Below are 23,807 nucleotides of genomic sequence, written 5' to 3'. Positions count from 1 at the left end.
GGCAGGGCCCGGCACCGCGGCCGCACCAAGGAGACAAAAGACATGACAGGCAAGCACGAAAACAACTACAGCACCCCGGTCGGCGCGCCGTTCCGCCCCGCCTTTCCCGTCCGCAGCCTCGCGGACATCCGCAAGCTCGAAGAAACGCCACTCGCGCAGGCGCTCACGGTGCGCAGCACCTACGAGATCTTCCGCAACGCCGGCCATGCCTTCGGCGACAAGACGGCGCTGACCTTCCTGCGCACCGGCAACCCGGCCGACGAGCCCATCCGCTGGTCGTATGCCGAACTGCTCGCGCGCCTGCACCAGACGGCGAACATGCTGCACACGCTGGGCGTGGGGCCGCAGGACGCCGTGGCCGTGCTGCTGCCCGGCTGCCTGGAATACCACCTGGCGCTGTGGGGCGGCGAGGCGGCCGGCATCGTGCAGCCGCTGAACCCCCTGCTCACCGACGAGAAGCTGGTGGCGCTGATGACGGCTGCGCGCGCCAAGGTGCTGATCGCCTACGGCTCGGACAGCGAATCGGGCATGTGGTCCAAGGCGATGCGCCTGCGCGGCCAGGTGCCCACGCTCACCACCGTGCTGCGCGTGGCGCCGCATGACGAGGCGCCCGGCGCGGCCGGCCAACTGCCTGAAGGCGTCGCCGAATTCGACGTGCTGCGCGCCGCGCAACCCGACGACCGCCTCGTGAGCGGCCGCGACATCGCGCCTTCGGACATCGCCGCCTACTTCCACACCGGCGGCACCACCGGCGCTCCCAAGCTCGCGCGCCACAGTCACGGCGCGCAGGTGTTCACCGCCTGGGCCAGCGTGCAGGTCGCGGGCATGAACGATCAGGGCATCTCCATCAACGGCTATCCGCTCTTCCACGTGGCGGGCGTGCTGCCGGCTTCGCTCTCTTCGCTGTCGGCGGGCGTGGAGGTGATCATTCCCACCACCTCGCTGCTGCGCAACAAGGAGGTGCTGGCCAACTACTGGAAGCTGGTGGCCCGCTACCGCCCCACCTCGCTGTCGGCCGTGCCCACGGTGCTCGCGGCGCTAGCCAACGTGCCGCTGGACGGCGCGGACATTTCGTCCATCACCTACTGCCGCACCGGCGCCGCCGTGCTCGCGCCCGAGCTGGCCGCGCGCTTCGAGCGGCTCTTCGGCCTGCATGTGCACGAAAGCCTGGGCATGACCGAGATGGCCGGCATCTCGACCATCACCCCGCCGGGCGTGAACGGGCCCGCGGGCTGCGTGGGCTTTCGGCTGCCCTACATGCAGATGCGCGTGGTGGCGCTCGACGAGAACGGCAATGCCAGCGACCGCGAAATGCCGCCCGGCGAACAGGGCATGGTGCTGTTCAAGTCGCCCAACGTGTTCTCCGGCTTCGTGGACCCGGCCGACAACGCCAAGGCCTTCACCGCCGACGGCTGGCTCGCGACCGGCGACCTGGGCTGGATAGACAGCGAAGAGCGGCTCAACCTCACCGGCCGCTCGAAGGACCTGATCATCCGCAGCGGCCACAACATCGACCCCAAGACCATCGAGGACGCGCTGGGCGCCCACCCCGCCGTGCAACTGTGCGCCGCCGTGGGCGCGCCCGATGCCTATGCGGGCGAGCTGCCGGTGATCTTCGCGACGTTGGTGCCCGGCGCATCGGCAACGGAAGAAGAACTGCTGGCCTTCACCGCCGCGCGCGTGGACGAGGCGCCCGCTCGGCCCAAGTGGGTGTCGGTCATCGAGACCATGCCGATGACCAACGTCGGAAAAATCTACAAGCCCGAGCTGCGCGCGATGGCCGCGCAGCGCGTGGTGGCCGCTGCGGTGGCCGAGGCCTGCGCCGCGCTCGGTGTGCCCGAGGCCGCGCGCCCCGCCGTGAAGGCCGAAGGCGAGAGCCTGGTGCGCGTGCTCGTCGACGAAGCCGCCGCCGGCGCGCTTGCCGCGCCGCTGCGCGAGCGGCTGCAGGCGGCGCTGGAGCCGTTGCCCTTCAAGACGCGCATCGCGTCGCAATGACCCTTTTCAAAACCAAGACCGAGAGATAGAGACAAGTGACGAGCTTCCGCCTTCCGACCCGCCGTGCCCTGCTGTGCGCCGCCGCTTCCGTTGCCACGCTGTGCGCGCTGCCCCATGCGCAGGCACAGGGCACCTACCCGAACAAGCCGATCCGCATGGTCGTGCCCTTCGCCGCGGGCGGCGCCACCGACGTGCTGGCGCGCGTGATCGGCCAGAAGATGTCGGCCGGCATGGGCCAGCCCGTGATCATCGACAACAAGCCCGGCGCGGCCGGCATCATCGGCACCGACGCGGTCGTCAAGTCGCCGGCCGACGGCTACACCATCGTGCTGGGCCTGAGCAACTCGCTCATGACCAACGAGTTCCTCTACGAGAAGCTGCCCTACGACACGCAGCGCGACCTCACGCTGATCTACCAGATCGCGATGGCGCCGCTGGTGCTGGTGGTGCACCCCGGCGTGCCCGCGAAGACCGGCCCGGAGCTGCTGAAGTACGTCGTCGCCAACAAGGGCAAGGTGGCCTACGGTTCGTACGGCGTGGGCGCGTACCCGCACCTGGCCGGCGCGCACATGAGCCTTGCCACGCAGTCCGACATGAACCACGTCGCCTACAAGGGCGAGGCGCCGATGATGCAGGACCTGATCGGCGGCCAGATCCAGATGGCCTACGCCAGCGCGCTGGTGGCCAAGCCGCACATCGACTCCGGAAAGATCCGCGCCATCGGCGTGAGCGGCGAGCGCCGCATGAGCACCCTGCCCGACGTGCCCACCCTGGCCGAGCAAGGCCTGAAGGACGAGGCCTACCGCGTGACCGGCTGGCTCGCCATCGCGGTGCCCGCCAAGACGCCCAAGCCCATCGTGGACCGCATCGCGCAGGAAGTGCGCAAGGCCACGCAGCAGCCCGACGTGCAGCAGCGCGTGGCGGCCATGGGCTTCGAGATCAAGGACAGCTCGCCCGAGCTCTTCGCCACCGCCTACAAGGCCGAGCGCCCGGTTTGGGAGCGCCTCATCAAGCAGTCGGGCGCCAAGCTCGAGTAAGCATCCAACTCATTCTTCAGTCATTCAAAGGAACAGCCATGAAGGTTCTGGTACCTGTCAAACGGGTCGTCGATTACAACGTGAAGGTGCGCGTGAAGAGCGACGGCACCGGGGTGGACATTGCCAACGTCAAGATGAGCATGAACCCCTTCGACGAGATCGCTGTCGAAGAAGCCGTGCGCCTGAAAGAAAAGGGCGTGGTCACGGAAGTGATCGCCGTCTCGTGCGGTGACGCCAAGTGCCAGGAAACCCTGCGCACCGCGATGGCCATCGGCGCCGACCGCGGCATCCTGGTGGAGACCACCGAAGAACTGCAGCCCCTGGCCGTGGCCAAGTTGCTGAAGGCGCTGGTCGACAAGGAACAGCCCCAGCTGATCATCCTGGGCAAGCAGGCCATCGACGACGACGCCAACCAGACCGGCCAGATGCTGGCCGCGCTGGCCGACCTGCCGCAAGCCACCTTCGCCTCCAAGGTCGAAGTTGCCGGCGACAAGGCCACCGTGACGCGTGAAGTCGACGGCGGCCTGGAAACCGTCGCGCTCACGCTGCCGGCCGTCATCACGACCGACCTGCGCCTGAACGAGCCGCGCTACGTGACGTTGCCCAACATCATGAAGGCCAAGAAGAAGCAGCTGGACACGGTCAAGCCCGAAGACCTGGGCGTGGACGTCAAGCCCCGCCTGAAGACCCTGAAGGTCGCCGAACCTCCGAAGCGCGGCGCCGGCATCAAGGTGCCCGACGTTGCAACGCTGGTGGACAAACTGAAGAACGAAGCGAAGGTCATTTGACTCACCCCCAGGCTTCGCGCACTTCGTGTCGCTACGCCACCCCCCTACCGGGGGCAACACCAGCGGCCCGGCAAAGCCGGTTCCGCGGTGTTCCCCGAAAAGTCTCGTTGAATCGCGTGCCGCAAGTTGCCGCACAGGAGAAATGAAATGACCGCACTTGTTATTGCCGAACACGACCACGCCAGCATCAAGCCGGCAACCCTGAACACCGTGACCGCCGCGCTGGCTTGCGGTGGTGAAGTGCACGTGCTGGTGGCAGGCGCCAATGCAGCAGAAGCGGCCAAGGCCGCAGCCCAGATCGCCGGCGTGACCAAGGTCATCGCCGCCGACAGCGCCAGCTTGGCGGAGAACCTCGCCGAGAACGTCGCAGCGCAAGTGCTGGCGATTGCCGGCAACTACAGCCACATCCTGTTCCCCTCGACCGCCAACGGCAAGAACGTGGCGCCCCGCGTGGCCGCCAAGCTCGACGTGGCCCAGATCAGCGACATCACCAAGGTGGACAGCCCGGATACGTTCGAGCGCCCGATCTATGCCGGCAACGCGATTGCCACCGTGCAGAGCAGCGACGCCACCAAGGTGATCACCGTGCGCACGACCGGCTTCGACGCCGCGGCCGCCACCGGTGGCAGCGCAGCCATCGAGAGCGCCGAAGGCGTGGCCGACAGCGGCAAGAGCAGTTTCGTGGGCCGTGAAGTCACCAAGAGCGACCGCCCCGAGCTGACCGCCGCCAAGATCATCGTCTCCGGTGGCCGTGCTCTGGGCAGCGCCGAGAAGTTCACCGAAGTGATGACGCCGCTGGCCGACAAGCTGAACGCCGGCCTGGGCGCCAGCCGCGCAGCCGTCGACGCAGGCTACGCCCCCAACGACTGGCAAGTGGGCCAGACGGGCAAGATCGTCGCGCCGCAGCTGTACATCGCCGCGGGTATCTCGGGCGCCATTCAGCACTTGGCCGGCATGAAGGACTCGAAGGTCATCGTCGCGATCAACAAGGACGAAGAGGCGCCGATCTTCTCGGTGGCCGACTACGGCCTGGTGGCCGACCTGTTCACGGCCGTGCCGGAACTGGTGAAGGCGCTGTAAGAGGCCGCCGCAAGATGAAGACCCGCATCACCGAACTGCTCGGCATCCGCTACCCCATCATCCAGGGCGGCATGCAATGGGTGGGCCGCGCCGAGCTGGCCGCGGCCGTGTCGAACGCCGGCGGCCTGGGCATCGTGACCGCGCTCACGCAGCCCACGCCCGACGACCTGCGCAACGAGATCGCGCGCACGCGCACGCTCACCGACAAGCCCTTCGGCGTGAACCTCACGATCCTGCCCGCGGTGAAGCCGCCGCCGTATGCCGAGTACGTGCAGGCCATCATCGACAGCGGCGTGAAGATCGTGGAGACCGCCGGCAACAGCCCCAAGGACTTCATCGAGGCGCTGAAGCGCCACGACGTGAAGATCGTGCACAAGTGCACCTCGGTGCGCCATGCGCTGTCGGCGGAGCGCAATGGCGTCGACGCGGTGTCGGTCGACGGCTTCGAGTGCGCGGGCCATCCCGGCGAAGACGACGTGCCCGGCCTGGTGCTGCTGCCCATCGCGGCGCGCAAGCTGCGCATTCCGATCATCGCGTCGGGCGGCATCGCCGACGGGCGCGGCATGGCCGCGGCGCTGGCGCTGGGCGCCGAGGGCATCAACATGGGCACGCGCTTCTGCGTGACCAAGGAAGCGCCGATTCACGACAACATCAAGCAGGCGCTGGTCGATGCGACCGAGCGCGACACGAAGCTGATGTTCCGCACCATGCGCAACACCGCGCGCGTGTTCCGCAACGCGATCTCCGAAGAGGTGGTGGCCACCGAGAACCGGCCCGGCGGCTGCGAGTTCGAGGAAGTGCGGCCGCTGGTGGCCGGTGCGCGCGGACGCGCGGCGCTGGAGTCTGGCGAGGTGCAGAATGGGGTGGTGTCGGCGGGGCAGTGCATCGGGCTGATCGATGACATTCCTACCTGCGCCGAGCTGCTGGAGCGCATGGTGCGCGAGTGCCGGGAGCATCTGGATCGGGCGCGGGCCTGGATGGACTGACGCTTTTTGGATTGCGTCCGGGGGGCGCTCACGCCGACGGGGTACCTTGCTCCGCGAATGTCCTCCGCCCTTCGGGCTCCCCCTTTATTTCGCTGCGCAAGGCACCCCGCCAGCGTGAGCGTTCAGTGCCGCTGTGGAAGCGGCATTTGTTGGCGGTTATCAAGACTTCGTGCCGCATGAGCCGGCTACTTCGCCGGGTTCTTCTCTAGAGTGAATGCCCCTGTCACTCAACACCCCACCAAGGGGAGAAGAAAGGCGCGACACCCCCACCACTACTCAGATGTTTGAAGGCTGCTTGCCTCGCGGCAGGTCGTCGGTGCGAAAGCAGCGATGCGGATGCGAGGTATCAAAAGGCGACGGCCGAGGTGTTCTCAGCACCCCGACCGTCTAACCAAGTTCGTGCAACACCTCTAAAGGACCGCACAAAAATGGCTACCACGACTATAGCCCGGCCTCGCACGCCGGTAGCTTCCGAAGACAACGCCCAAGACCCAGCGGATCTTCTCGAAAACACCCTCTCTCAGCTCGAAGCTCTACTGTGGGTTTGCCACGGGGAAGACATCGATTGGTGCAGCGGGGATGGGCCTCGACGATTGGACAACCTGCTTTGGCTTGCGGCTGAACTTGCTCGCAAGGCGGGGCAACTGTTTCAGATGAGCGAGAAGACGCGGCGCGGAGCGCCTGAGACCAGCAGCTAACGGCTGGTCTGCGGGTTTCGCGGGCCGCCTGGAGAACAGGTCTTCTGGCGATAGCTGAAGTCTTCGTGATGGAGGAAATTCAGTTTGGTTGAGTTGCTCGTTGGGGGGCCTCGGCGTCAGCTACGCGCTCCATGCTGATCATCGGCAGACGATGCCAGCATCCGCTTTGCAGCGGCAGTGCCAATTCGCCTAGACGCACTGAGCGTCGGCAACCGGTCTGAATTGGACTTTCAATTCACGGCCCTAGCAACCACTCATCGTCACATTCGATGCACGAGGCCTCGCGCTTATCCCATGTTCATGGGAGAACGCTCGTAAACCCCTGCCCGGCAAAAGAAGTGGAGGTACACACTACAGCGCTCGTTGGAACGAGGAGACATCATGAAGAAGGTTGCAATACTGATCGCTGCGCTTTGCTTTAGCTGTGGAGCACTTGCGCACTCGGGAGGTACTGACAAGAACGGCTGTCATCGTGACCACAAAAATGGGGGCTCTCATTGCCACTAGCGAGCCCCAAATAACTCCAAGCCAGTTCGTCGCAACACTCGATCAGCGACCTGACTTTGCCAGCCCTCACCTGCTTCGCAAAGAGCGGTCTGTCAGATTTATCTGCGAATGTCTGATGCGTGATCGTGTACGGACACGTCGCGGATTGAGAAGGCTCCCAGCAGGAGGACCGTCGCGACAACAGGGATCGCAGTAGTTGGGTTTGGACCTTGCGGTAGTGTGATTCCGCGGCCGCCGAACAAGAGATGGGGGCTGGCCACTTCGTATGGTGTCGGCGTACTCCTATGTCCTGATCACTCTCAGCCACTCTGTTTGCTGGGATCATTGCCGCACACTTCGTCTGCCTCCCCACAATAGGGCCGTGCCTTGAAGAAAATCGATCTGCACATTCATACCGTCAAGACGATCAGTGATCGGAGTTTCGAGTTCAGCATCGATACCTTCAAGAGGTACGTTGCTGACGCGAAGCTCGATGCGGTGGCAGTCACCAACCATGACATCTTCGACGCAGAGCAGTTCCAGCTCATCAAAGATGCTGTGCCTATCGTCGTTTTCCCTGGCATCGAAATCAACGTCGACGCCGCACATGTCCTCGTGATCGCGAGGCCGACGGATATCGACGACTTTAAGACGAAGACTGCTGAGGTGTCTGGCCACATCACCAAGCTGGGGGACAGCATCTCTGTCGATGAACTGATCGCCATCTTCGGAGACTTAGCCAACTACCTCATCATCCCTCACTACGACAAGCGACCTGCGATTACTGGCGAAACGCTGGATAAGCTGAGGCCCTATATCAGCGCTGGGGAGGTAGATAGCGCGAAGAAGTTCGTCCGCAATGTCAAAGATCCAGCTAAGCCGACCCCAGTTCTCTTCAGCGACTCACGCATGGCTGCTGACTTCACATCACTGCCGACGCGGCAAACCTTTGTTGACTGCGGTGACGTGACGCTTGAGGCACTGAAGGCTTGCCTGAAGGATAAGGCGAAAGTCGCGCTGTCAGAGCGCTACGGAAACAAGCTCTGGCAGGTATTCGACGACGGCCAGCAACTCTCTACTGGTCTGAACGTGGTGATCGGTGCCCGGTCCACAGGGAAGAGCTATACGCTCGATCGCATCTCGAACGAGGTTCGGAACATTAAGTACATCAAGCAGTTTCAACTTGTTCAGCACGATTCGGACAACGATGAACGCGAATTCACAACCAGCGTCGAGCGAAGACGCAGCATCGTGCTGGACCAGTATCTCGCGGGTCTGAAGCGAGTCCTTGACGGTGTTGTCACGATTGATTTGGAGGCAAATGACCGTCGCGTCTCCGAATACGTCACGACGCTCTTACGGGCCGCGGAGGAGACGGACAAGCGCGATGCGTTTTCCAATGCCACGTTGTTCGATGAGGTGGAGTTCTCCGTCGAAAATCCTGAGAACCTTGAAAAGCTGATCCGCTCCATTCAGCATCTCATCGAAAACATCGAGCACCGACCGATCATTGAGAAGCACGTGGAGCGAGCGGCCCTCAAAAGTCTAGCGCGCGAATTGATCGAACTTTTTCGCGCGCAAAGCACAGGAGAAACTCGGAAGAAATTAGTTAACGAACTCGTCAGGGACATCAAGCAAGGACTCAGCTTCCATACATCTGCCCCTCAAGTGCTGGATGTAGATCTGTACAGCGTATCGCTGGACAAAAGGAAGGTGGCGCGATTCACCGAAATCGTCGAATCGATCCGCAAGAACAAGGTCGTATCTGAAGACACCCTACAGGGCTTCAAGATCGAAGTCCGGTGCGAGCCCTTCTCGGGGGCTGGGGAAATAAAAACGGTCAACCGAACCCGAGCAGCGTTCGGCGACGCCTTCAAAAAATACAAGAGTCCCTATGCTTACCTTGGCGAACTCAAGGTAAACGAAGATGTCGCTCCTGCGGATTACTACAAACTTTTCGCTAAGGTGAGTTGTCGCATCCTCAACAAGGATGGGTACGCGGTTTCAGGAGGAGAACGCTCGGAGTTCAGACTCCTGCACGAGATCTCTGATGCCCGCAACTACGACTTGCTGTTGATCGACGAGCCCGAGTCTTCGTTTGACAACCTCTTTCTTAAAAGTGAAGTCAACCAAATCCTGAAGAGCATCTCCGAGACGATGCCAGTGGTAGTTGTCACTCACAACAGCACTGTCGGTGCATCGATCGGCGCTGACTACCTGCTATTTACGACCAAGATCATTGAGAACGGTGAAGCTCGATACCAAATCTTCTCAGGCCATCCAACGGACAAGACCATGAGGTCGATGGACGGACAAGCCATTGCAAGCTATGAAACGCTGTTGGACTCGCTTGAGGCTGGTGTGCAAACTTACGAGAAGCGAATGGAGGCGTATGAAGCTATTAAGGATCGCTGACAACCATGGGTATTTCTTGGCCGCGGACGGTTCGTACGTCGCCGTCGATCGGATCACAAAAGAGGACCTTCTGAGATTGGTGGGTTCTGTCATCGACGAAGAGGCTGCCGAGTTGGATGAATTCGACGGCGAAGCGATCAAGAACCAAGCGCACAAGGTGATCTATAAGAGCGTCGCCATGAAGCTCGCAGATTTGCGCAAGCGCCGCACGCAATTCATCGATGAAGCCGCTCGGCTCTTCTTGGAAGAGTACGAGAGCTATCGCACTTGACCATCGCCGCGCGCAGATTGCGGATCTTCTTCGGGTTTCGCTGGCAATCCGCCGCAGCGGTCGAACCGCCAACCTCACAGCCGCGCTCATCGTGCGCAGGGCGTCGGGTGCTCCCCGCAGCGAAATAAAGGAGGAGCCCGAAGGGCGGGGGACATTCGCGGAGGGGAGTACCCGGCGGCCTGTGCACACGCCCTGAAAGCCGCTCCACAAGCCCCAGCAGCTAAGGAAACCCCCGATACATGAGTGGTCATCGACCACCTAGCATGGGCGGCTGTTTCCCTGTCGAGGTGTACGGAACGCGTCCTGGCGTCCGCCCGGTGACATGGCTTTTGGCCTCACTGACCTTCCTGCGATGACAACTCCACCCGAGTCCGGCCCCACGCTGGACGCCGCCAGCCCCATCCCCCCCGACATCGAAGCAGCCGACGAACCCACCAAGGTGCCATTAGCCATCGAGGACTGGCTCACCGTCATCATCATGGGCGCGCTGGCGCTCATCACCTTTGCCAACGTGCTGGTGCGCTACTTCACCGACTCGTCCTTCGCGTGGACCGAAGAGTTCTCGGTGTTCCTCATGATCATGCTGGCGCTGGTGGCCGGCTCGGCCGCCGTGGCGCGCGACCGGCACATCCGCATCGAGTACTTCTCCGAAAGCGGCTCCATGGCCCGGCGCAAGCGGCTCGCGCAGTTCGGCGCGCTGACCATCGCCATTCTGTTCACGCTGATCGGCGCGCTCAGCATCCGCATGGTGTGGGACGACTATCGCTTCGAAGAGACCACGCCGGGCATCGGACTGCCGGCGTGGTGGTATTCGATCTGGCTGCCGATCGTGTCCTTCGCCATCGCGCTGCGTGCCATAGGCCTCATGGTCAGGCGCGGGCGCAAGACCAACTACGGCACCGACGGCTCCGAAAGGAAGACGAAGAAAAAGAGCAAGGGCGACGCTTCGTGATCGCCACCCTGCTCTTCCTCGCCTTCGTCGTGATGATGCTGGTGGGCGTGCCCATCGGCGCCGCGCTGGGCCTTGCGGGCGCCGCCTGCATCGCGCTGGCCAACAGCGACGCCCAATGGTTCGGCCTGCTGGCCGTGCCGCAGAACTTCTATGCGGGCCTGGGCAAATATCCGCTGCTGGCCATTCCGATGTTCGTGCTGGTGGGCTCCATCTTCGACCGCTCCGGCGTGGCGCTGCGGCTGGTGAACTTTGCGATTGCCATCGTGGGGCGCGGCCCCGGCATGCTGCCGCTGGTAGCCATTGCCGTGGCCATGTTCCTCGGCGGCATCTCGGGCTCGGGCCCGGCCAACGCGGCGGCCGTGGGCGCGGTGATGATCGCGGCCATGTCGCGCGCGGGCTACCCGGCGGCATTCTCGGCCAGCGTGGTGGGCGCGGCGGCAGCCACAGACATCCTGATTCCGCCCTCGGTCGCGTTCATCGTTTACTCGGTGCTGGTGCCCGGCGCATCGGTGCCGGCGCTGTTCGCGGCGGGCATGGTGCCGGGCGTGCTGGCCGGCCTGGCGCTGATGATTCCGGCGGTGCTGCTGGCCCGCAAGCACAAGATGGGCGCGCTCGAGGCGACGCTGCCGCGCCCGCCTTTCTGGAAGAGCTTTCGCGAAGCGACCTGGGGGCTGGCGGCGCCGGTGCTCATCTTGGGCGGCATGCGCGCGGGCTGGTTCACGCCGACCGAAGCGGCGGTGGTGGCGGTGTTCTACGGCCTGTTCGTGGGCATGTTCGTTCACCGGACCATCAAGGTGCGCGACCTGTTCGTGATCTTGCGCGAGTCGGGCGAGCTGTCGGCGGTGATTCTGCTGGTGGTGTCGCTCGCGGGCATCTTCGCGTACTCGCTGTCGACGCTGGGCGTGATCGACCCGGTGACGCGCGCCATCGTGAATTCGGGCCTGGGCGAGTACGGCATCCTGGCGCTGCTGATCCTGCTGCTGATCACCGTGGGCATGTTCCTGGACGGCGTGTCGATTTTCCTGATCTTCGTGCCGCTGCTGTTGCCGATCGTGCAGTACTACAAGTGGGACCCGGTGTGGTTCGGCGTGATCCTCACGCTGAAGGTGGCGCTGGGCCAGTTCACGCCGCCGCTCGCGGTCAATTTGATGGTGTCGTGCCGCATCGCGAAGGTGCGCATGGAAGAGACGGTGCGCTGGGTGGGCTGGATGCTGTTCTCGATGTTCGTGGTGATGGTGCTGGTCATCATCTTCCCGGAACTGGCCTTGTGGTTGCCTCGCAAGCTGGGGTACTGATTCGCGAAGGGGGAGTACCCGGCGGCCTGTGCACGCGCCCTGAACAAAGAGTTTTCGGTCCCAGTAAGTGTTTCGAACAATAAGGAGAGCTCTCATGAAATTCCGCCGCACCCTGCTCGGACTTGCCGCAGCAGCCACCGCCCTCGGCATGTTCTCGACCGGCGCGATGGCGCAGGCCGCCTACAAGCCCGAATACAAGATGTCCCTTGTGCTCGGCCCGCCCACGCCCTGGGGCCAGGCCGGGAAGATCTGGGCCGACATGGTCAAGGAGCGCACCCAGGGCCGCATCAACATCAAGCTCTACCCCGGCGTCTCGCTCATCCAGGGCGACCAGACGCGCGAGTTCAGCGCGCTGCGCCAGGGCGTCATCGACATGGCCGTCGGCTCCACCATCAACTGGTCGCCGCAGGTCAAGCAGCTCAACCTGTTCTCCATGCCCTTCCTGATGCCCGACTACGCCGCCATCGACGCGCTGACGCAGGGCGAAGTGGGCAAGGAGATGTTCAAGACGCTTGAAAAGGCCGGCGTGGTGCCGCTCGCATGGGGCGAGAACGGCTTTCGCGAAATCACCAACTCCAAGAAGCCCATCAAGTCGCCGGCCGACATCAAGGGCATGAAGATCCGCGTGGTCGGCTCGCCCATCTACTCCGACATGTTCACCGCGCTCGGCGCCAACCCCACGCAGATGAGCTGGGCCGACGCACAGCCGGCCCTGGCCAGCGGCGCGGTCGACGGCCAGGAGAACCCCCTCTTCCTGTTCACGGTGCTCAAGATGCAGACCGTGGGCCAGAAGTTCGTGACCACCTGGGGCTACGTGGCCGACCCGCTGGTGTTCGTGGTGAACAAGGAAATCTGGGCCTCGTGGACCCCGGCCGACCAGGCCATCGTGCGGCAGGCCGCCATCGACGCCGGCAAGGAAGAGATCGTTCTCGCGCGCAAGGGTCTGGTGGAAACCGACAAGCCCGTGCTGAAAGACATCGCCGGCATGGGCGTGACCGTGACCAGCCTCACGCCGGCGGAGCGTGAAGAGTTCGTGAAGGCGACGCGGCCTGTGTACGACAAGTGGAAGTCGACCGTGGGCACCGACCTGGTGGCAAAGGCCGAGCAGGCGATTGCTGCGCGCAAGAAGTAAGCGCCAGGGCGCGCCGGTCCCGCATCGCCATCAACCGCGATAGCGGCTCGGATTCGCCCCCGCCACCTTCTTCATCAGACGCCGCAGCGCCGTGGCGTCCTGGTAGCCCACCGCGCCGGCCACCTGCTCGACGGTCATGCGGCTGGTTTCGAGCAGCGCGCGGGCGCGGCGCAGGCGCACGCTCTGCACCAGCGCCTGCGTGCTCTTGCCGGTGGCCTTGTGGATGTGGCGTGACAGCGTGCGCTCCGACATGCAGAACTCGCGCGCCAGCACGCTGACGGCAGGCGCGTCGGGCAATGCCGACTCGACGCGCGCGGCCAGCTTCGCCACCAGGTCGTTGCCGTTGGCCAGCAGCTCCGGCACCACGAACGGCGCCTGTGCCTGGCGCCCGTCGATCAGCAGCATGCGCGAGACCAGGTCGGTGAGCGCACTGCCGCAACGCTCGCGCAGCAGGTGCAGCATCAAGTCGGTCTGCGCGAACGCGGCGCCTGCCGTGACCACCGGGCCGTCGGCGCACACCATGCGGTCGGCATCGACGGTGCAGCCGGGCGCCATGCGGGCGAGCAGCGGCGCATACCACCACGAGGTGGTCGCGCGCCTGTCCTGAAGCAGCCCGGCCGCGTTCAGCAGGAACACGGCGGAGCACGAGGCCGCGACCTGCCCGCCAGCCTTTGCGTGCCGCACCAGGCCAGCGACTGCCTTGGCCGCGTCGTCGCTTTCGAGGCAGCGGCGGATGTCGCCCGGTGTGTTGAGGCCGAGCCCCGGCACCACCCATGTCGAGCGGTCGTCGCGCGGCCGTATGGGCAGGCGCGCGGTGTCGATGGTCATGCCGGCTTGCAACGGCACCGGGCCACCCTGCACCGAGCACAGCCGCCAGCGCGGCGGCGCCACGCCGGCACGCGGAGCCAATGCCTGCGCGGCGCCGAGGATGTCGAGCGTGACCGCGACGCTGGAGTTGAAGGCGCCGGGCAGCACCAGGATCGTGAAGTCGTGCATTTCAGTGGCTGTCTGATTCAGCCTCTAAACAGTCAAATTGGACACTGCCATTCTGGCGGCGCGACGGGCCCAATACAAGCATGCCCAACATCCTCGTGAAGATTCCCCAAGGCGCCTTTCCCGGCGAGAGCCGCGCCACGCTGGTTCGCAAGATCAACGAAGCGGCCGCGGCCGTCGAGCAGATGCCGGACGAGCCCCGTGCGCTTTTCATGTGCTGGGTGCTGGTCGACGAGGTCATGGCCGGCGGCTGGACCTGCGGCGGCGCCGACGCCACCGCGCAGTACCTGCCCTGCATGGCGCGGGTGCTGCTGCCGGCCGGCGTGCTCGACGATGCATCGCGCAGCCTCTATGCCGCGCGCATGCATGCCGCCTTTGCCGAAGCCATGCCGGCGAACGACCGGCGGCGCCTCATGACCTCGGTGGTGCTCGACGAAGTGCCCGATGGCGCATGGGGCGTGAGCGGCGAGATATGGACGCTGCCCGACTTCGCGCGCAGCGCGGGCTATGCCCATCTGCAGCACCTGGCGCGCAGCCCCGCATGAACGACACAAGGAGACACGCATGACGACAACGACCCGCCCCCTGACCGAAGACGACCCGCTCGACGACTTCACCGCGCGCCAGATCACGCTCGACGGCATCGAGAAGAAGGTCTACGTGCTCGGCGAAGGCCCGGCCGTGATCGTGATGACCGAGATGCCTGGCATCAGCCCGCACGTGGCGCGCTTCGCACGCTGGGTGCGTGACGCGGGCTTCACCGTCTACATGCCCTCGCTGTTCGGGCGCGACGGCGCCGTGCCCGGCGCGGAGGAAGGCGTGGCCGTGTTCAAGCGCGCCTGCGTGAGCGCCGAGTTCCGCGCCTTCGCGGCCAACGAATCGAGCCCGGTCACGCAGTGGCTTCGCGCGCTCGCACGGCTCGCGCATGACGAGTGCGGCGGCCCCGGCGTGGGCGCGATCGGCATGTGCTTCACCGGCAACTTCGCGCTTTCGATGATGCTGGAACCCGCGATGCTCGCGCCGGTGGTGTGCCAGCCTTCGCTGCCGATGGACAACCCCGCCGCGATGAACATGGCGCCCGACGAACTGACCGCCGTGCGCGAGCGGCTGGAGCGCGAAGACCTGACGGTCATGGCCTACCGCTTCGAGGGCGACAAGCATTGCAGGGCGCAACGCTTCGCCGCCTTTTCCGAAGCGCTGGGCGAACGCTTCGTGGCCCGCGTGCTGCCGGACAGCGCGGCCAACAAGAACACCCCACCCTTCTTCGCGCAGGTGGTGGCGAGCCCGCACAGCGTGGTGACTGCGCACCTGATCGACGAGGCGGGCCAGCCGACACTGGCCGCGCGCGACGAGATCCTGGCGTTCTTCGCCAAGCGGCTGCTGCGCGGCTGAGCGGCGCCGGCGCTCTGGCAGACTGGCGCCGCAGGGGCGCGCCGTTCGCGCCCGCCAGGAGCCTTTCTCATGCCACCGCCGAATCCAGCAGACACCGCAGACAGCGACCTTCACACGCTCATCATCGACACGGACCCCGGCGCGGACGACGTGATCGCGCTGCTCTTCGCGATGGCCGCGCCCGAGCGGCTGAACATCCAGGCGCTGACCACCGTGGCCGGCAACGTGCCGCTGGCCAAGACTTCGCGCAATGCGCGGCTGGCGTGCGAGTGGGCCGGGCGACCCGAGATTCCGGTCTACGCGGGTGCGCAGCGGCCCCTGAAGCGCACGCCGATCTACGCGGCCAACATCCACGGGCGCGAAGGCCTCACGGGCGTCGATGTGTACGAGCCCGCTGCGCCGCTGGCGGAAGGCCATGCGGTCGACTACCTCGTGCGCACCCTGCGCGGCGCGCCGGAGAAGAGCGTGACGCTCGCCATGCTCGGACCGCAGACCAATCTTGCGCTGGCGCTCGAGCAGGCGCCCGACATCGTGCGCGGCCTGCGCGAACTGGTGCTGATGGCGGGCGCGCATTTCAACGGCGGCAACATCACGCCGACGGCGGAGTTCAACGTGTTCGCCGATCCGCACGCGGCCGAGGCGGTGCTCGCGAGCGGCGTGCCGATCACCATGCTGCCGCTGGACGTGACGCACAAGATCCTCACGAGCGACGAGCGCATCGCACGGCTGCGCAACCTCGGCAACCGTGCCGGCGCGATCGTCGCGGACATCCTCGACGCCTATGCGCCACAGGAAATGAAGCACTACGACATGCCCGGCGGCCCGGTGCACGACGCTACCGTCACGGCCTACCTGCTGCAGCCTTCGCTTTTCAGGGGCCGGCACATCCACGTCGAGATCGACAGCCGCGAGGGCATGGGCTTCGGGCAGACGGCGGCCGACTGGTACGGCAGCCTGCACCGGCCGGCCAACGTGAACTGGATCGTCGACGGGGATGCGCAGGGGTTCTTCGACTTGCTGACGGAGCACATCGCACGGCTGCCCTGAGTCGCCTGGCGCCGCGTTTCGCGCACTTCATCGCAATCCCGTGGAAGCGGCGCCGCAACGCGGCAACCATGCGCGCTCCACACAAACCCGCCGAGGAGATTCGCGATGCGCACCGCTTTCCGCCAGACCCTGCTGCTTGCCTCGGGCTTGCTGCTGTCGTTCCAGATCATGGCCGCGGACGCCGGCTGGCGGCAGCTGAACATTCCGGGCGCCACGCCGGACGCCCCGCCCACTGTCGTCGCGCTCTACTACCCGACGCAGGCGCCGGCACGCAGTATTCCGATGGGCCCCTTCACCGTGCGGGCCGCCATCCAGGCGCCGCCGGATGACAAGTTCAAGGGGCTGATCGTGCTGAGCCACGGCATCGGCGGCACCGAGCTGGGCCACACCAGCATCGCCGAGGCGCTCGCGCGGGGCGGCTACCTGGTCGCGGCGTTGCGCCACCCCGGCGACAACTGGCAGGAGCACTCGTTGATGCAGCAGGGCGCCAAGGCTTATTTCACCGAACGGCCCCGGCAGATTTCGCGCGTGATCGACGCGTTGCTGCAAGACCCGCAGTGGAAGGACCGGATCGCCCGCGACGCGGAAGGCTTCCGCGTGGGCGCGGTCGGCCACTCGGCCGGCGGCTACACGGTGCTGGCGGTGGCGGGCGCTCAGGCCGACTTGTCGCGCATCGGCAGGCACTGCGAGAGCGAAGGCGCGGCCGACCCGATCTTCTGCAACGCCGGCCGCAATGCGCGATCAACGGGCAGCACCGCGGCAGCCCCTGCATCGGCGCCGGCCGCATCGCTGCTGCCTTCGCTGCGCGACCCGCGCGTGCGCGCGGTCGTGGCGATGGCGCCGGCGGGCCAGCCCTTCACCGCGGCGTCGCTTGCCGCGATCCGCGTGCCCACGCGCATCTACGAAGCGCAGCAGGACCGCTTCCTCGTTCCGCGCTTCCATGCCGAATGGGTGGCGCAGAACATGCCCACGGCGGAACTCGAGCGCATTCCCAACGCCTGGCACTTCGCGTTCATGGACACGCCGGCCACCTCGATCCCGAGCGACGACGGCGACATCCGGGACGATCCGCCGGGCTTCGACCGCAAGGCGCTGCTGGTACGGCTGGGGCAGGAGATTCCGGCGTTCTTCGACAAGGCACTGGCCGCGCCCGGCCCATGAAAAAAGGGCCGCGCTGCATGCAGCGTGGCCCTTTTGCCTGCCTGCACCGGCGATCAGTGCTGCAGGATCTTGTTGAGGAAGTCCTTGGTGCGCGGCTGGCGGTTTTCGGGATGGCCGAAGAATTCGTCCTTCGGGCAGTCTTCCAGGATGCGGCCGCCCACGTCGATGAAGATCACGCGGCTGGCAACCTTGCGGGCGAAGGCCATTTCGTGCGTGACCACCATCATGGTCATGCCTTCCTTGGCCAGGCTCACCATCACGTCGAGCACTTCGCCCACCATTTCGGGGTCGAGCGCCGAGGTGGGTTCGTCGAACAGCATGACGATCGGGTCCATCGACAGCGCGCGGGCAATCGCCACGCGCTGCTGCTGGCCGCCCGACAGCTGGCCCGGGAACTTGTCCTTGTGCGCCATCAGGCCCACGCGGTCGAGCATCTTCAGGCCGCGGGTCTTGGCTTCGTCGGCCGAGCGGCCCAGCACCTTGATCTGCGCGATCGTGAGGTTCTCGGTCACCGACAGGTGCGGGAACAGCTCGAAGTGCTGGAACACCATGCCGACCTTGGAGCGCAGCTTGGGCAGGTTGGTCTTGGGGTCGTGCAGCGGAATGCCGTTGACGGTGATCTCGCCCTTCTGGAAAGGCTCCAGCGCGTTCACGGTCTTGATGAGCGTGGACTTGCCGGAACCCGAGGGACCGCAGACCACGACCACGTCGCCCTTGGAGATGTTGACGGAGCAGTCGTTGAGCACCTGCACCGGGCCGTACCACTTGGATACGTTCTTGATTTCGATCATTTTTTCGGACATTTCTTTCTCTCCGGTTCAGCCACTCGGTCAGCGAATGATGGCGATTTTCTTGTGCAGGCGCTTCACCAGCCAGGAAAGGGCGTAACACAAGACGAAATAGACGACGGCGGCCAGCAGGTAGGCCTCTTCCGGACGGCCGAAGTTCTTGCCAGCGGTCTCGAAGCCCTTGAGCATGTCGTAGGCGCCGATGGCGTAGACCAGCGAGGTGTCCTGGAACAGGATGATGGTCTGCGTGAGCAGAACCGGCAGCATGTTCCGGAAGGCCTGGGGCAGGATGACCAGCTTCATGTTCTGGCTGTAGGTCATGCCCACGGCCTGGCCGGCGAAGACCTGCCCGCGCGGGATCGACTGGATGCCGGCGCGCATGATCTCGGAGAAGTAGGCCGCCTCGAAGCAGATGAAGGTGATGACGGCCGAGGTTTCCGCCCCGATGGGATGGCCGATCACGAAGGGCACCAGCAGGAAAAAGCCCAGGATCACCATCACCAGCGGCACGGAGCGCATGCCGTTGACGTAGGCCGCGGCGGGAAAGTCCAGCCACTTCTTGCCCGACAGGCGCATGAGCGCCAGCAAGGTGCCGAAGAAGATGCCGCCCAGGGTGGCCACGACCGTCAGGATGACGCTGAAATAGAAGCCCTTCAGCACATACGTGCTGACCAGGCTCCAGTTGTAGAAGGAAAAGTCGAGATTCATCATCTCAGTGGCCTCCCGTGCCGCCGGCAGCGACGAAGCCCGGCACGCGCACCTTGCGCTCGATGAAGGTCATGATGCGGTTGATCAGCATGGCACTGATGACATAGAGGATGACGACGCCGATGTAGATCGGGATCTGGGCCGAGGTCTCTTCACCGGCTTGCAGGTAGAACTGCGTGAGTTCGGGGATCGACACCGCGAAGGCCACCGACGAGTTCTTGAAGATGTTCATCGACTCGCTGGTCAGCGGCGGCATGATGATCCGGTACGCCATGGGCAGGAGCACGAAGCGGTAGTACTGCGGCGTCGTGAAGCCCACGGCCATGCCCGCGTAGCGCTGGCCGCGCGGCAGCGCCTGAATGCCCGAGCGCAACTGCTCGGCGATCCGCGCCGAGGTGAAGAAGCCCAGCGCGCAGACCACCAGCACGAACGGCGGCAGATCGCGCATCGCCGGGATCATCTTGGGCAACACGAAGTACCAGATGAACACCTGGACCAGCAAGGGGACGTTGCGGAACAGCTCCACCCACGCGTTGCCGAACCGCACCAGCCAGGGACTGTCCGGCAGCGTGCGCAACGTACCGATGATCGAGCCCACGACCAGCGCCACGAGCAGGGCCGTGAGCGCCACGCTCACGGTCCAGCCCCAGGCATTCAGCATCCATTGCAGATAGGTTTGGTCCGCCCCGTGCGCGAAGCAACTGGCGACCACCTCATTGGTGAGCGTGTCCTGGCAAAAGACCGACATGTCCAGGTTCAGCATCCATCCTCCTTCGCGGGTCAGGGCCCGCGCCCATTACATCGAAAAGCCCGCGTCGGCAAGGTGCCGCGCGGGCTTGGCTCTTCAAGTCTGACGCCGCTTTACTTGGGCGCGTAGGCTTCCATGGGCTTGTCGTTCGGGTTGGCCCAGGCGGCCTTGGTACCTTCCGACACCGGCATGTTCAGGTTGACGTTGTTCGGGGGGATCGGCTGGGTGAACCACTTGTCGTACAGCTTGGCCAGCGAACCGTCCTTGATCTGGCGCACGATGCTGTCGTCGATGGCCTTCTTCAGCTTGGCGTCGCCCTTGGGCAGCATGCAGGCGATGGGCTCGACCGACAGCACTTCGCCGACCATCTTGAAGTCCTTGGGGTTCTTCGACTTGGCGGCGTTGGCAGCCAGGATGGAACCGTCCATCACGAAGGCGTCGGCGCGGCCGGACTCGAGCAGCAGGAAGCTGTCTGCGTGGTCCTTGCCCATGACTTCCTTGAAATCCAGGCCTTCGGCGCGCTTGTTCTTGCGCAGCGTCTGGACCGACGTGGTGCCGGTGGTGGTCGCCACGACCTTGCCCTTCAGGTCGGCGATGCCGTTGATGCCGGAATTGGCCTTGGTGAGGATGCGGACTTCTTCCACGTAGGTGGTGTAGGCGAAGTCGACGTCCTTCTGGCGGGCCGTGTTGTTGGTGGTGGAACCGCACTCGAAGTCGATGGTGCCGTTCTGCACCAGCGGCACGCGGTTTTGCGAGGTGATGACCTGGTAGTCGATCTTCAGCGGCTTGCCGACGTCCTTGCTCAGGTCATCGATGATGCGCTCAGCCATTTCGGTGTGGAAGCCGACGTACTTGCCACCGCCCAGCGTGTAGGCCAGGCCGGAGGAATCGCGCACGCCCAGATTGACGGCACCGCGCTCCTTGATCTTGGCCAGGGTATCGGTGGCCTGCGCGAACGCGCCGGTCGCCACGAACGCCGTCACTGCCAGCGCGAGCAATTGCTTCTTCATCGAAAAACTCCTTGGGAAATTGAACAGAAAGAAATACATCGAAATTCTAGACACACACTGTTGTCGGGCGCATCGGTAACCACCCCGGTGCACGGCGCACTGAACTTTGCAGTTTCGCGCAGGAGCGGGCGCCCGTTTGGTGCATGGAACCCGTCATGGCGCCGAAGGCAATTGATTAGCAGCCTCCATGCCTGCCGGCACGGCCGCGGGGGAAACGGGGGTAGACAATCTTACAGGTTGTGTCAGATGTTCCGGCACGAGCAGCGCTTCCATTTCGGCGCGGGTCATGATGCCGAGCGATTCGGCCACCAGGTCGATCGGCCCGCCGGTGGCCAGCGCGGTCTTGGCGATGAGGGCGGCTTTCTCGTAGCCGATGAGCGGATTGAGCGCCGTGACCAGCGTCACCGACTCGCGCACCCGCTTGGCAAGGAACTCGCGGTTGGCCTCGATGCCCTCGACGCAGTTCTTCTGCAAGGTGTTGCAGGCGCGGCTCAGGTGCTGGATGCTCTTGAACAGGCTCCAGCCCATGATCGGCTCGAAGGCGTTGAGCTGCAGCTGGCCGGCTTCCGAGGCCATGGTCACGGTGATGTCGTTGCCGATGACCTCGAACGCCACCTGGTTCATGACTTCCGGGATCACCGGGTTGACCTTGCCCGGCATGATCGACGAGCCCGCCTGCCGCGCCGGCAGCCGGATCTCGCCGAAGCCGGCCTGCGGGCCGCTGGAGAGCAGGCGCAGGTCGTTGCAGGTCTTGCTGAGCTTGGTGGCCACGCGCTTGAGCACGCCCGACAGCTGCACGAAGGCGCCCGTGTCCTGCGTGGCCTCGATGAGGTTGGCGGCCTGCTTGAGCGGCACGCCGGTCTGCTCGGCCAGGTACTGGCACGCCAGGTTGGCATAGCCGTGCGGCGCGTTGATGCCGGTGCCGATGGCGGTGGCGCCGAGGTTGATTTCCTCGATGAGGGCGCGCGCCTCGCCCAGCCGCTCCTCGTCTTCCCCGATCATGATGGCGTAGGTCAGGAACTCCTGGCCCAGCGTCATGGGCACCGCGTCCTGCAACTGGGTGCGGCCGATCTTGAGGATGTCCTTGAATTCGAGCGCCTTGGCCTCGAAGGCGCGGCGCAGCGAGGCCATGGCCTCGAGCAGCCGGGCAATGGCGAACCACAGCGCCAGGCGCACCGCCGTGGGATACACGTCGTTGGTGCTCTGCGAGGCGTTGACGTGGTCGTTCGGGTGCAGCACGTCGTAGCGCGCCTTCTCGTGGCCCAGCTTTTCCAGCGCGAGGTTGCAGATGACCTCGTTGGCGTTCATGTTGGTCGAGGTGCCGGCGCCGCCCTGGATGACGTCGACCACGAACTCGTCGAGCAGCTTGCCGTCGATGAGGTCTTCGCAGGCCAGGATGATGGCGGCGGCGCGGTCGCGGTCGATGGCGCCGAGGTCGGCATTGGCGCGGGTGGCGGCCTTCTTCACGTAGGCCAGCGCGCGAACCAGGTCGGGCATGGCCGAGATGCGGGTGCCGGAGATGGCGAAGTTCTCGACGGCCCGCGCCGTGTGCACGCCCCAGTAGGCGGCGGCCGGGATCTGCTTTTCGCCGAGGAAGTCGTGTTCGGTCCTGAAATTGGCGCTCATACAGGTTCCTCGGCTAAAAAAAAGCACGCGTTTGGCGCGTGCCGGGAAGGTTGCTTGTGACAGCGGCGTTAAAAAACTGCCGCGACTGTAGTGGCCCCCGCCCTGCCGTGCCAATGCCGTTTGCGGGGAGGGTCATGCGCGTCATTTATAGATTGTGCGGTGCACAAAAACGCTGTCAGCGCGGCGGCTGGGTGCCGACCAGGTACGACCACAGCGCGTCGGCCGTGCCCTTGGGCTGCAGGCTGTCGGGAGACGGCGCCTTGGCGGCGCGGCCGGAAGCGCCCTTGACCGGCGCGGGCGCGGTCGGCCGCTCGCGGTAGGCGCGGATTTCCATCGTCGCCTCCAGGCTGTCGATCTCGGGCGGCAGCGCGCTCACCAGCTTGCGCGCCTTGATCTCCTTGCGCACCGCGCTCTGCGGCAGGAAGGCGATGCCGTGGCCCTCGAGCGCCATCACCTTCAGGCCCTCGGCCATGTCGGTTTCATAGACGCGGTCGAGGTGGATGGCGGTGCCCGACTCCTTCAGCAGCTGGTCGACCACCCGGCCCAGGTAGGCGCCCGGCGCATAGCCCAGGTAAGGCAGCGGCTGGCCCGGGCGGCCCGGCAGCCGGTAGCGCGGCGCGCCGTCGGCGTCGGCCTTGACCCAGGGGGCGACGGTTTCTTCGCCGAGGCTGACCATCTCGTACTTGTTGGCATCGAGCTGCAGCGGCTGCGAGGGGTGGTGATAGGCGATCAGCAGGTCGCAGCTGCCTTCGACCAGCCGCAGCACGGCGTCATGCACGTTGAGCGCGATCAGCCGGCTCTTCATGGGGCCGAAGTGCTCGCGCAGCGTCGTGACCCAGGCCGGGAAGAAGGTGAAGGCCAGCGTGTGCGGCACCGCGAACTCGATCACGTCCTGCCCCGCGGCCGAGTGGCCGCGCAGCATGGCGCGCGTGCTCTGCAGCGACTGCAGCATTTCGATGGCCTGGCTGTAGAGCGTCTGGCCGGCGGGCGTGAGGCGCGTCGGGTATGAACTGCGGTCCACCAGGTCGGTGCCGGCCCAGCCTTCGAGCGCCTGGATGCGGCGCGAGAACGCCGGCTGGGTTACATGCCTCAACTGGGCCGAGCGGCTGAAGCTGCGCGTTTCCGCAAGGCTGATGAAGTCTTCTAGCCACTTAGTTTCCATACGCGGCGATTATGCGAGCGCCGCGCCATACTGGGCG

The 23,807-nt window shown here is 65.1% G+C and carries 22 protein-coding genes; 15 read left to right on the top strand and 7 right to left on the bottom strand.

What is annotated here, in order from left to right; genetic code table 11:
* The first annotated feature begins 42 nt into the window (after window positions 1-42).
* The 11 genes from L3V85_RS06785 (at window position 43) to L3V85_RS06740 (ending at window position 13,135) form a co-directional block, all read left to right on the top strand.
* Entirely contained in the window at window positions 43-1,995 is a 1,953-nt protein-coding gene (locus L3V85_RS06785; RefSeq protein WP_237678617.1) for an acyl-CoA synthetase, read from the top strand.
* Between the two features lie 35 nt (window positions 1,996-2,030).
* The gene (locus L3V85_RS06780; RefSeq protein ID WP_237678616.1) at window positions 2,031-3,032 is read left to right on the top strand and encodes a Bug family tripartite tricarboxylate transporter substrate binding protein; all 1,002 of its coding nucleotides are present in this window, start codon (window positions 2,031-2,033) and stop codon (window positions 3,030-3,032) included.
* Between the two features lie 38 nt (window positions 3,033-3,070).
* Window positions 3,071-3,820 carry an electron transfer flavoprotein subunit beta/FixA family protein gene (locus L3V85_RS06775; protein ID WP_237678615.1) on the top strand — a complete coding sequence of 250 codons (750 nt, stop codon included), beginning with the start codon at window positions 3,071-3,073 and terminating at the stop codon, window positions 3,818-3,820.
* 147 nt (window positions 3,821-3,967) lie between these two features.
* On the top strand, window positions 3,968-4,900 hold the full coding sequence (locus tag L3V85_RS06770) for an electron transfer flavoprotein subunit alpha/FixB family protein (protein WP_237678614.1): 933 nt from the start codon (window positions 3,968-3,970) through the stop codon (window positions 4,898-4,900).
* A gap of 14 nt (window positions 4,901-4,914) precedes the next feature.
* Complete coding sequence (locus L3V85_RS06765; protein WP_237678613.1) at window positions 4,915-5,886, top strand: NAD(P)H-dependent flavin oxidoreductase; 972 nt, start codon at window positions 4,915-4,917, stop codon at window positions 5,884-5,886.
* Between the two features lie 1,079 nt (window positions 5,887-6,965).
* The gene (locus L3V85_RS37525; protein ID WP_295174051.1) at window positions 6,966-7,091 is read left to right on the top strand and encodes a YHYH domain-containing protein; all 126 of its coding nucleotides are present in this window, start codon (window positions 6,966-6,968) and stop codon (window positions 7,089-7,091) included.
* Between the two features lie 366 nt (window positions 7,092-7,457).
* Complete coding sequence (locus L3V85_RS06760) at window positions 7,458-9,485, top strand: hypothetical protein (protein ID WP_237678612.1); 2,028 nt, start codon at window positions 7,458-7,460, stop codon at window positions 9,483-9,485.
* A gap of 16 nt (window positions 9,486-9,501) precedes the next feature.
* On the top strand, window positions 9,502-9,756 hold the full coding sequence (locus L3V85_RS06755; protein ID WP_237678611.1) for a hypothetical protein: 255 nt from the start codon (window positions 9,502-9,504) through the stop codon (window positions 9,754-9,756).
* 352 nt (window positions 9,757-10,108) lie between these two features.
* A complete protein-coding gene (locus L3V85_RS06750; RefSeq protein ID WP_237678610.1) occupies window positions 10,109-10,708 on the top strand; it encodes a TRAP transporter small permease in 600 nt (199 codons plus the stop codon).
* Window positions 10,705-12,003 (top strand): TRAP transporter large permease, encoded by a 1,299-nt coding sequence (locus L3V85_RS06745; RefSeq protein WP_237678609.1) that lies wholly within the window; start codon window positions 10,705-10,707, stop codon window positions 12,001-12,003. Before L3V85_RS06750 ends, L3V85_RS06745 begins: the two co-directional genes overlap by 4 nt.
* A gap of 94 nt (window positions 12,004-12,097) precedes the next feature.
* Window positions 12,098-13,135 carry a DctP family TRAP transporter solute-binding subunit gene (locus tag L3V85_RS06740; RefSeq protein ID WP_237678608.1) on the top strand — a complete coding sequence of 346 codons (1,038 nt, stop codon included), beginning with the start codon at window positions 12,098-12,100 and terminating at the stop codon, window positions 13,133-13,135.
* A 30-nt stretch (window positions 13,136-13,165) separates the two neighbouring features.
* Here L3V85_RS06740 and L3V85_RS06735 read toward each other — a convergent pair whose 3' ends face one another.
* Window positions 13,166-14,131, bottom strand: a complete 966-nt coding sequence (locus L3V85_RS06735; protein WP_237678607.1) for a GlxA family transcriptional regulator — start codon at window positions 14,129-14,131, stop codon at window positions 13,166-13,168.
* A gap of 80 nt (window positions 14,132-14,211) precedes the next feature.
* Between L3V85_RS06735 and L3V85_RS06730 the strand changes: the two genes are divergently transcribed.
* The 4 genes from L3V85_RS06730 (at window position 14,212) to L3V85_RS06715 (ending at window position 17,728) form a co-directional block, all read left to right on the top strand.
* On the top strand, window positions 14,212-14,673 hold the full coding sequence (locus tag L3V85_RS06730) for a tautomerase family protein (RefSeq protein WP_237678606.1): 462 nt from the start codon (window positions 14,212-14,214) through the stop codon (window positions 14,671-14,673).
* Window positions 14,674-14,692: 19 nt separating this feature from the next.
* Window positions 14,693-15,520, top strand: a complete 828-nt coding sequence (locus L3V85_RS06725) for a dienelactone hydrolase family protein (RefSeq protein WP_237678605.1) — start codon at window positions 14,693-14,695, stop codon at window positions 15,518-15,520.
* 69 nt (window positions 15,521-15,589) lie between these two features.
* A complete protein-coding gene (locus L3V85_RS06720; protein ID WP_237678604.1) occupies window positions 15,590-16,567 on the top strand; it encodes a nucleoside hydrolase in 978 nt (325 codons plus the stop codon).
* 105 nt (window positions 16,568-16,672) lie between these two features.
* Window positions 16,673-17,728, top strand: coding sequence for an alpha/beta hydrolase family protein (locus L3V85_RS06715; RefSeq protein ID WP_237678603.1), 1,056 nt, complete (start codon window positions 16,673-16,675; stop codon window positions 17,726-17,728).
* Between the two features lie 53 nt (window positions 17,729-17,781).
* On the opposite strand, the gene L3V85_RS06710 is transcribed toward L3V85_RS06715, so the two are convergent.
* The 6 genes from L3V85_RS06710 to L3V85_RS06685 all read right to left on the bottom strand — a co-directional run bounded on the left by L3V85_RS06710 (window position 17,782) and on the right by L3V85_RS06685 (window position 23,770).
* Complete coding sequence (locus L3V85_RS06710; RefSeq protein WP_237680509.1) at window positions 17,782-18,519, bottom strand: amino acid ABC transporter ATP-binding protein; 738 nt, start codon at window positions 18,517-18,519, stop codon at window positions 17,782-17,784.
* A 39-nt stretch (window positions 18,520-18,558) separates the two neighbouring features.
* Entirely contained in the window at window positions 18,559-19,227 is a 669-nt protein-coding gene (locus tag L3V85_RS06705) for an amino acid ABC transporter permease (protein WP_237678602.1), read from the bottom strand.
* A 1-nt stretch (window position 19,228) separates the two neighbouring features.
* On the bottom strand, window positions 19,229-19,987 hold the full coding sequence (locus tag L3V85_RS06700; protein ID WP_414080190.1) for an amino acid ABC transporter permease: 759 nt from the start codon (window positions 19,985-19,987) through the stop codon (window positions 19,229-19,231).
* 98 nt (window positions 19,988-20,085) lie between these two features.
* Window positions 20,086-20,982 (bottom strand): transporter substrate-binding domain-containing protein, encoded by an 897-nt coding sequence (locus tag L3V85_RS06695; protein WP_237678601.1) that lies wholly within the window; start codon window positions 20,980-20,982, stop codon window positions 20,086-20,088.
* A gap of 153 nt (window positions 20,983-21,135) precedes the next feature.
* A complete protein-coding gene (locus L3V85_RS06690) occupies window positions 21,136-22,608 on the bottom strand; it encodes an aspartate ammonia-lyase (RefSeq protein ID WP_237678600.1) in 1,473 nt (490 codons plus the stop codon).
* A 175-nt stretch (window positions 22,609-22,783) separates the two neighbouring features.
* The gene (locus tag L3V85_RS06685) at window positions 22,784-23,770 is read right to left on the bottom strand and encodes a LysR substrate-binding domain-containing protein (protein WP_237678599.1); all 987 of its coding nucleotides are present in this window, start codon (window positions 23,768-23,770) and stop codon (window positions 22,784-22,786) included.
* Between the last annotated feature and the right edge of the window lie 37 nt (window positions 23,771-23,807).

It is taken from the genome of Variovorax paradoxus, from assembly GCF_022009635.1.
GTDB lineage: Bacteria > Pseudomonadota > Gammaproteobacteria > Burkholderiales > Burkholderiaceae_C > Variovorax.
The sequence above is the reverse complement of the archived record's forward strand: the minus strand, read 5'-3'. Positions and strand labels throughout refer to the sequence as shown.